Raw genomic sequence first — 5701 nt, forward strand, 5'->3', positions numbered from 1 at the left:
GCTCAAGTTCCACTACGGTCGGCATTTCGGCATTACCCCCCACCTGTTGGATTTGTGGCGGCAGCGCCTCGCCGAACTCGACTCTACGTCAGCCAATCCCCAACAAATCGATCGGCAAGATACGGTACTTTTGTTTGTGGGACGAGGTTCGAGCGATCCCGATGCCAACGGTGACGTATTCAAGATGGCGCGGATGTTATGGGAAGGCAGCGGCTACAAAACCGTGGAAACCTGCTTCATCGGCATTACCCATCCCCGTCTGGAAGAAGGATTCCGCCGCGCCCGCCTCTACGAACCCAAACGGATTATCGTCCTCCCCTATTTCCTGTTTACCGGGGTGTTGATGAAGAAGATTTTCCGCATCACCGACGAACAGCAGGCACAGTTCCCCGAGATTGACATGACCTGTCTGCCGGAAATCGGCATCGCCCCGGCCGTCTTGGAAGTGGTGCGCGATCGGGAGATTGAAACGCAACTGGGGCAAGTGCAGATGAACTGCGAGATGTGCAAATTCCGTCGGGCGTTTAAAGCCGAAGGTCACGGTCACAGTCACGACCACCATCACCATCACGACGGACACAATCACCACCATACCCCCGTCGATCCCTACGCCGATCCGGTGAAATACCACGATCGTATCTGGCAAGCACCGTAATTTTGAATTCGGAAGCGCCCAAGCGCAGAATGGTTAGGGGCAAAGCATTCGGCAAGTTACTTTTGAAGCCAACCGATCTTAATTCGCCTGAATGCTTCGCTCTTCTTTTTCTGTAGGCAGATCACCCCTTCACCGCCCCAGCCGTCAAGCCTTGGACGATTTTCTTCTGGAAGAATAGCACCAACACAACTAGGGGAAACGTGCCTAGAACTGTTGCTGCCGCGATCGTGCCGTAGGGAATTTCAAATACCGAAGAACCCCCAATTTGAGCCGCAGCAACGGGGATGGTTTTCAGATCTTCTAAAGTAATGAAGGTGAGGGCGAAGATAAACTCGTTCCAAGCAAAAATAAAAGTGAGAATTCCCGTGGTCGCCAGGGCAGGAAGGGTCATGGGCAACACGATTTTCTGTAACATTTGGACGGTGTTGTACCCATCCACTCGCGCCGAATCTTCTAAATCGCGGGGCAGTTGTTGAAAAAAGCTGCGCATGACGAGAATTGTCAGGGGTAAATTAATGGCAGTATAGGGAATAATGAGGGCTAAAAAGTTATTGCCTAGTCCGGTAGCTTTAACGAGTTCTAGCAATCCGAGAAAGAGAAGAATATAGGGAAATAAGGTAATCACTAACACAATAGCGAGAATGACGTTTTCTCCTTTAATTCGCAGTCGCGCTAAGGCATAGGCAGCAGGAGAACCTAGTGTCAAACAGAGTATAGTTGATGTGAGGGAAACGAAGGCACTATTCAACATATAGCTGAAGAAAGGACGGCGCTCGAATAGTTCGGTATAGTGGCTGAGGGTGAGTTGGTTGGGGCTGGGAAAGTAGACATTAGGAAGAGCAACGATCGCATCATTTGTTTTAACAGATGTGAGAAATTGCCAGAGAATGGGGGCGAGGCTGAAAAGAACGACGAGGGCAACGGAAAAGGGGAAAATTAAATTGCGAATCGAAAACTTTTCTTCTCGATCGTCTTGACTTTTTGAATTAATAGTGTTTTGAGTCATGTTTTTTCTAGAAAAGAAATTAACTTAAAATATCTGCCAGGATTTAGAATTTCCCACGAGATACATAACGACGGATTTCAAGTTTTATTGAGAGAGAAAGATGCCGTTGTCTAAGATCTCTTACAAGAATGGATAATAACGATCTAAAGCTCGACTCCAGCAGATTTTCGAACTTTGCCCAATAGATAAAATGCGATCGCCACCACAGCTACTAAAATAATAAACGTGACCACTACTAAAGCCGCACCGTAGCCGAAGTCTAAATAGCGCCGTACCGTGGCGTAAATGTACAGAGAAACCATCTCCGTCGAACCCGCTGGCCCGCCCCCCGTCATCACCTGTACTAAATCAAATACGCCAAACGATTGGGCAAATCGAAATAGAGCTGCAATCAGAATTTGTGGCATCAATAACGGGAGGGTAATCTGACGGAAACTCTGCCAGGGAGTAGCCCCTTCAATTGCATGGGCTTCGTACAAGTCTCCAGAAATCGATTGCAATCCCGCTAGGAGTAAAATACTGACAAACGAAGTGGTTTTCCAAACATCGGCTGTAATTACAGCAATCATCGCCAGCGTCGGATTTCCCAGCCAATTAATTCCTTCTTGAATTAACCCTAGCCGCAACAAAATATCGTTTAAAATTCCGTATTGGTCGTTAAAAATCCAAGTCCAGGCAAGCGCCATAATTGCTGTAGGTAGCGCCCAGGGAAGAATGGCGATCGTCCGGACGAATCCGCGTCCGCGAAAAGCCCGATTTAAAACCAAGGCAACCCCCATTCCCAACGTCAATTCAAAGGCGAGGGCAACAAATGTAAAAATCGTTGTATTCCACAAACTTTGCCAAAATCGACTATCTCCCATCATCCGTCCGTAGTTTGCCAACCCAGCAAATTCTGGTTGTAATTGCGTTCCTAAGTTTTGGGCGAAAAAACTCAACCAAAATGCTCGCAAAATGGGGTAGGCATACACGAGCAGGAGAACGATTAATGCCGGCGTGACGAGAAGCCAGCCCGTTTTTTGTTCTCGGTTCCGAATCGTATCTTGCGTCATAATTTTTCCCGTTCGCGTTTTAGTTCGTTCCTAACAATCGGCGAGTTTCATCTGCCGCCGCCTCCATCGCCTCCTCCGGAGTAATACGATCGGTCAGGGCAGCGCTCAAATAGCGTTGTAAAATATCAGAAGCCTGAGCGTATTGGGCGATCGGGGGGCGCAACACCGCCGTTTCTTGAACTTGCAGCAATTGGGGATAATGGCTGTATTCGGCAACAATTTGCGGGTCGGTAAATAGCGATCGTCGCGAAGGAACGTATCCCGTTGCCAGGACAAATTGTTTCTGTGCCGCCTCGCTAGTGATAAATTCGATAACCCGCCACGCTTCGTCAGGATGTTCGGTGGTTTTCACCATCCCCAAACCCCATCCCCCCTGGGTTGCACCGCTACTTTCCCCAGGGGCGGCTACCATGGGTTTAATCGCTACTTTTCCAGCAATTTGCGATCCGTCCTCATTGGCAAACCGCCAAACATAAGGCCAATTTCTCAGAAATAACGTGGTTCCATTTTGGAAAAAACGTCGGGTTTCTTCTTCCTGGTACGTCGTCACCCCACCCGGAGAGACTCCCGAATCGATCGTCTCTCGTAAAAACTCGACCCCAGCGATCGCCCCTTCCCCATCAAGTCCTACCTCTTTTGTATCCGGATCGATCCAAAAACCGCCGAAACCGTGGAGAACTTCCACGAACATCGCCGCAAGTCCCTCGTATTGTTTTCCTTGCCAGACGTACCCCCATTCCACCACATCTCGATCTTGCAAATCCTGGGAAATTGCCATCAACTCCTGGGTGGTTTGCGGGGGTTGATATCCCGCCTGGGCGAGTAAATCCTGGCGGTAGTACAGCATTCCGGCATCGGAACGGAAGGGAATTCGATACAGATTGCCGTTGTAGCGTCCGCCGTTGACATCCCCTGGTAGAAACTGCCCCAAAGACTCATCGGAAACGCGATCGGATAAATCCGCCAACCAACCCGCAGCGGCAAACTTGGGCGTCCAGACGATATCCATATACACCAAATCGTAGGGGGAATCGCCCAAGAGAAACGACGAGGTATACAAATCTTCTACTAAGTTAGTGGCGTTGGGCCCTTCGACAATTTCTAAGTCGATATCGGGATTTTGGGCTTCAAATTCTTCTACTAACGGTTCCCACTGGGCAGCTTCCAAAGCTTGCATCAACACTTTGATCGTGACGGTTTCTTGTGTCCGGGCAGCATTTTTAAATAGAAGAATCGATGCCGCACTTAGCAAGGCAAGGAGACCGTACAAGCCGGATTTAGACCAGAAGGATTTCATGGGACTCGACGTGCGGGGTTACGTGAATACCCTACTATAACAAGTGCGATCGCGAGCAATTGGGCCGGCGTTACACTCGATAACATCGAGCGTTCCCTACCTCTGGCCAGAAAGCCAATTCGTGTCATGACTGTTGCAATTCCCGTTCTCAAACCCGTCAGCCAAATCGAACTCGCGCCGGGAAGTTCGATCGCGATTCCGAATGTCAGTTGGGCGGAATACGAAGCGATTTTACAAGAAATTGGAGAACATCGATCGGCACGAGTGGCATACTCTTTCCAAATTCAATATTCTTCCGAACTCCGAATTCCGCGCTTCCGAATTCATCCCTCCTCACTCTAGGGGTAGAAAAATCGTTAATTCTTCCCCATTCTGAGGACGGTTTCTGACGATAAGCTTTCCTCCCAATGCCTGGAACAAGTTCTTTGTCACGGCAAGATTGAGGCTGAGATTCCCCGTTTCCGGTTGGAACATCAATAGCTTGCCGATCGATTTGAGAGAGGGGGTTCGATCGCAACTCTCCTTCGATTTTCCCTCGGCTTTCAACTGAAGTTTGAGTCGATCGCCAGCCAGGGCAATTTGCACGGTGACGTGGCTTCCTGCCGGTACGCTACTGGTAAAGTTATCCACGGTTCCCGTCAATACTCGATCGAGCATCGTCGGATCGCTCACCACTCGGGGCATGGTTGCGGGAAGTTTGACATCCAGTTTCAGGGCGCGTCGGCTGGCTTGTTTTTCCCAGCGGGGAATGCAATTGCTGACAACGCGATCGAGACAAGTACGAGTCAGGTGAAAGGGATCGCGACGAGTTTGGCAGGTTTCGAGTTCGACGGCTTTGAAAATTAGTCCGAAGCGATCGATTTGTTCGCTGCACTCGCGATCGATGGCATCGATCCATTTCATCACTTTAGGGGCTAAATCCTGCTGTTTGAGCAACAATCGCGTCAATGTGCGAATCGTGCTTAAAGGCGTGCGAACTTCATGGGCGATCGCTTGCAATAGCTCGATATCCGCAGATGTGGCATCCGATTCCGGGGATGGGGCTGAGGTAGATTCTCCCTTCCCGGCAAAGGGTATCGAGTTGCAATGGGAGGTAAAACGGACTTTATCCGATCGACGAGCGCTCGTTGATGACGTTAGCTCTAGCGGTCGCAGCCGGCTCTCGGCGGTGGGAGAATTGGGCAGAGGTAGATGCTCTAGCAGCAGCCGAGCAAACTGCGTCACGGTTTTGTAATGGGGGGGGACGATCGCAAACTGACGGACGAGACGATCGAGTTGTTTGAGGGCACTAGGGCGTTCGGCTCGCACGATACGGCCCCGCAAACAGTCCCAAGCTTTTTCCACCGTCTCCGGCTCGAAAGAAAACTGAAAAACCGGCATCCCCGACCGATCGATTCCTCGTGCCGCCACCACGGTAAATTCCTCCGTCAGCACCAGGCAAAATTGCTCCACTTCCATTGGATCTCCATCACCCAAAACAATCGTACCGGTTTGGGAAGAATGAAGCGCCGATTGGGGATCGTCGGATAATTCTTCGCTTGGCAGTTGAGGGATTTGACGACCCGCAGTCGTAAAGTTCCAAACCGCCAAACGTCCCATGAGAGAAGCGCTTGCCAGCATCGCGATCGAATTGGAGAAGACGATACCAGCCGTTCGATTTCCCGTGCTGCGTTCGACGCTCTCCCCGAGCA

General features: G+C 50.3%; 6 protein-coding genes. 2 read left to right on the forward strand and 4 right to left on the reverse strand.

Going from position 1 to position 5701, the window contains the following annotated elements:
- The coding region (locus IQ235_RS17020) for a CbiX/SirB N-terminal domain-containing protein (protein ID WP_264322621.1) at window positions 1–655 on the forward strand (655 nt) is incomplete at its 5' end.
- Between the two features lie 121 nt (window positions 656–776).
- Here the strand turns inward: IQ235_RS17020 and IQ235_RS17025 are convergent.
- The 3 genes from IQ235_RS17025 to IQ235_RS17035 all read right to left on the reverse strand — a co-directional run bounded on the left by IQ235_RS17025 (window position 777) and on the right by IQ235_RS17035 (window position 4010).
- Complete coding sequence (locus IQ235_RS17025; RefSeq protein ID WP_264322622.1) at window positions 777–1661, reverse strand: carbohydrate ABC transporter permease; 885 nt, start codon at window positions 1659–1661, stop codon at window positions 777–779.
- Between the two features lie 143 nt (window positions 1662–1804).
- Complete coding sequence (locus IQ235_RS17030; RefSeq protein WP_264322623.1) at window positions 1805–2713, reverse strand: carbohydrate ABC transporter permease; 909 nt, start codon at window positions 2711–2713, stop codon at window positions 1805–1807.
- A 19-nt stretch (window positions 2714–2732) separates the two neighbouring features.
- Window positions 2733–4010 (reverse strand): ABC transporter substrate-binding protein, encoded by a 1278-nt coding sequence (locus tag IQ235_RS17035; protein WP_264322624.1) that lies wholly within the window; start codon window positions 4008–4010, stop codon window positions 2733–2735.
- 126 nt (window positions 4011–4136) lie between these two features.
- Here IQ235_RS17035 and IQ235_RS17040 point away from each other — a divergent pair, with 126 nt between their 5' ends.
- The gene (locus IQ235_RS17040) at window positions 4137–4352 is read left to right on the forward strand and encodes a hypothetical protein (protein WP_264322625.1); all 216 of its coding nucleotides are present in this window, start codon (window positions 4137–4139) and stop codon (window positions 4350–4352) included.
- On the opposite strand, the gene IQ235_RS17045 is transcribed toward IQ235_RS17040, so the two are convergent.
- Window positions 4344–5701: sensor histidine kinase (locus IQ235_RS17045; protein WP_264322626.1), on the reverse strand; the 1358-nt coding region annotated here is incomplete at its 5' end. The two genes, IQ235_RS17040 and IQ235_RS17045, sit on opposite strands and share 9 nt — an antisense overlap.

It is taken from the genome of Zarconia navalis LEGE 11467 (genome assembly GCF_015207075.1).
Lineage (GTDB): Bacteria > Cyanobacteriota > Cyanobacteriia > Cyanobacteriales > Geitlerinemataceae > Zarconia > Zarconia navalis.